Here is a 2,946-nt window from a genome sequence, read left to right on the forward strand (position 1 = left end):
GTAAAGTAGTCTTTGCCATAGTAGTGCTGCAGATGATCCGGAGCTCCGTCCAGGACTGGTCCTTTTAATACCGGCGCCCCAAGTTTCGGAACATCGCAGATCTTGTATGTACAGTTTGGCCATTCCAGAATCGCTTCGCTGACATCCTTGCCCACCTTCTTGGAATCAATATCAAAACCTACAACAACTTCGATATCGGAAGGAACATATCCCCCCAGGTTATAATGCATAAGTCCGCCGGCTTCTTCTGCAATCTCCGGTGTCTTATAGAACTCGATTCCCTGAACGAGAGAGCATGCGCAGTTACCTACTCCGACGAGTGCCAATCTGATTTTTTTCTCTGCCATAGTTTTTTCCTCCTGAGATAATATGGATTATTATGTATTTGATGCTGGAGCAAATGTTAAAGTTAACGTTTAAGTAACCGGACAAAAAAATTTATTAGGTTGTCCTCAGTATGAAAATGTGAAAAGATAAATAAATGATAGTTAACGTTAACTGTATCATTTGATCTGCTTCATGACCCCATTCTAAATCCAAAAAATAAAAATGTCAATTGGCATATATGCACAAAAAGTTCAGAGAAAATTAGTCAATATTCTCAAAAAGTCTAATGTTGAATGAAAAATCGGCTGAAGGAGCAGAAAAAAGCGGATTTTTTTGTATAAAGTGTTGGACAATGTTTGAATAGTAAGCTATACTAAAAATTAAGAAAATACAGTTACTGTACCGATAACTTAAATGTTACTTATTATTTCAGTTTTTTTCGTTATAGTGAGGCTGTACATAGAAAAATCTCTGCTGTTAAGGAGTGAAACAAACTTTTGCCAGCAGATTGAACGGAGGGGATACTCAGTGAAAAATGAAAAGGTAGATATTGTCACTATAGGCAATATTGTAAAAGAGACAATTTTTCTGACGGATAAGATAGTGGGGCCGGTTCTTGGAAGCCCCTGTGCATATACAAGCCTGGCTCTGGCGAAAGCCGGAAAGAGTACGGGGATTGTGACCTATTGCGGCGAGGAGATGCAGAAGCTAATAGAAAGAGAACTGCGCATGGTGGATACAACGGGATGCATTCCCTATATGTATACGACAGAGAATCATTTGATTTATCAGGAAGATGCGAAAAACAGGGTAGAGTATTTTAAAGTAGCTCCTGTGATCAGTTATGAAGTAATACCGGAGACATATCTGGAAGCCTCCACATTTTTCATCTGCCCAATGGACTATGAAGTGGACATTGAGATATGCCAGAAGCTGAATGCGGCCGGAAAGCGCATTATCGTGGATCTGGGCGGATACGGCGGAACCACCTCCTACAATCATTTTCCGGTAGGAACATACCGGGGAAGAAAACTGGTGGATGATTTATGTGCAAATGCATTCATAATAAAAGCCAGCCAGGATGACCTGCGTTATCTGATGCCGGATCAAAGCGTGGAAGACTGCCTGGAGTATCTGACTGCAAGAGGCCCCAGATATGCCGTTGTTACCATGGGAGATCAGGGGGCGGCATTCCAGGGGGCAGGCGGAAAAGTACAGTTTTCGGACAGTTACCCTACGATGGAAGGAAAGGAAAAGAACCTGACGGGAGCCGGAGATGCATTTTCGGCAGGTTTAATGGCGGCTTTGGATGAAAAGCCCGATGACATAGTTTATGCAGTAGAGTATGCCAACAGTATGGCATCACTGATTCTGGAAGAGAACGGCGGATGCGTGGAGAGCAGGATGCCGGTTGAAAGAATGGTCAAGCTGCGGATGGAGGGAAAATTATAGTATGAAAAAAGTAACAAGATTGAAGGACCTGGCAGAGGGGCTTGGTGTAAGTATTACGACGGTATCTAAGGCGCTGAATGACCATCCGGATATATCCGCTAAGAGGAAAAAAGAGATTCTGGACTATGCAAGAGAAGTAAACTATGTGCCGAATCAGGTTGCCCGAAGTTTCCGCCAGCAGCGGACCAACATGGTTGGGATTATCATCAGTGATAATGCCAACCCATTCTACGCAAGGGTGATCCGGGGGATCGAAGAGACGTTATCGGCCCACGGCTACCATTGCGTCGTGATGAACAGCCATGAGGATGTGGATAAAGAGATTCAGCTTGTAGACGAGCTGAGGGGTCTTAACGTGGCAGGAGTAATCCTGACACCGGCGGCGGGAAATAAAAAGAGCTGTGAACTGCTGCGGAAATATGACATCCCCTATGTTCTGGTGAACCGTTACCTGGAAAAAGGCGAGGATACCTATGTGGTACTGGATGATTATCAGGCTGCATATATGACAGCAAAGCACCTCTGCAGTTACGGCAATGAGAAGATTTTTTTCCTGAATTTCCTGCCCAGTGTTTCTTCCGCGCAGAACAGGCTGGAGGGCTACAAGAAGGCCCTCGAAGACTGCGGCATTCCGTATGAGCCGAACATGGTCGTATCCGGCTGTACGGATCAGGCGGACGGATACGAGAGCATGAAGCGTATACTGGAGCGCAATAAACCCCCGCTGTCCGTGATGTGTTACAGCGATTATATCGCAATAGGTGCGATCTGTGCAATCCAGGAGAGGGGATTCAACCTGCCCCATGATATCGCACTCAGCGGCAATGACGACATCGGGATACTGTCCTTTGTAAAACCCCGTCTGACAACCATCGGATCGCCCAAATTAAGAATGGGCATTGAGAGCGCCAGGCTTCTGATAGAATTAATGGATGCAAGGGCAAAGCTGGAGGATGAAGAGGAAGAGACAGAACCGGAAGAGAAAAAACATGTAGTAATGAAACCAGAACTAATCCTGCGGGAGACCTCCTAAAAAGTCGGGATTTAGTTGGCTGGCTTTAGACTTGTCGATGGATGGGGACGCTTTATGACAGGGAGGCCGGGGAGGTGCTGGGGCTGTATATGCCGTTGCGATATGCACCCATGCTGCTAAGTGATTCTAGAACA

At 45.5% G+C, this 2,946-nt stretch carries 2 protein-coding genes and 1 pseudogene; 2 read left to right on the forward strand and 1 reads right to left on the reverse strand.

Going from position 1 to position 2,946, the window contains the following annotated elements:
• A pseudogene (locus ARB69_RS25365) lies at positions 1-347 on the reverse strand (inositol-3-phosphate synthase); the annotation flags it as partial.
• Positions 348-855: 508 nt separating this feature from the next.
• On the opposite strand from ARB69_RS25365, the gene ARB69_RS25370 reads away from it, so the two are divergent.
• The gene (locus ARB69_RS25370; protein WP_055155394.1) at positions 856-1,779 is read left to right on the forward strand and encodes a carbohydrate kinase family protein; all 924 of its coding nucleotides are present in this window, start codon (positions 856-858) and stop codon (positions 1,777-1,779) included.
• Position 1,780: 1 nt separating this feature from the next.
• Entirely contained in the window at positions 1,781-2,812 is a 1,032-nt protein-coding gene (locus ARB69_RS25375; protein WP_050641629.1) for a LacI family DNA-binding transcriptional regulator, read from the forward strand.
• Positions 2,813-2,946: the final 134 nt, after the last annotated feature.

The organism is Faecalicatena contorta (assembly GCF_001404335.1).
Classification (GTDB): Bacteria; Bacillota; Clostridia; order Lachnospirales; family Lachnospiraceae; genus Faecalicatena; species Faecalicatena contortus_B.

What these genes read in the sequence shown, in the direction of transcription:
- ARB69_RS25375 (WP_050641629.1), top strand. Translation starts at nt 1,781, where the DNA reads ATGAAAAAAGTAACAAGATTGAAGGACCTGGCAGAGGGGCTTGGTGTA.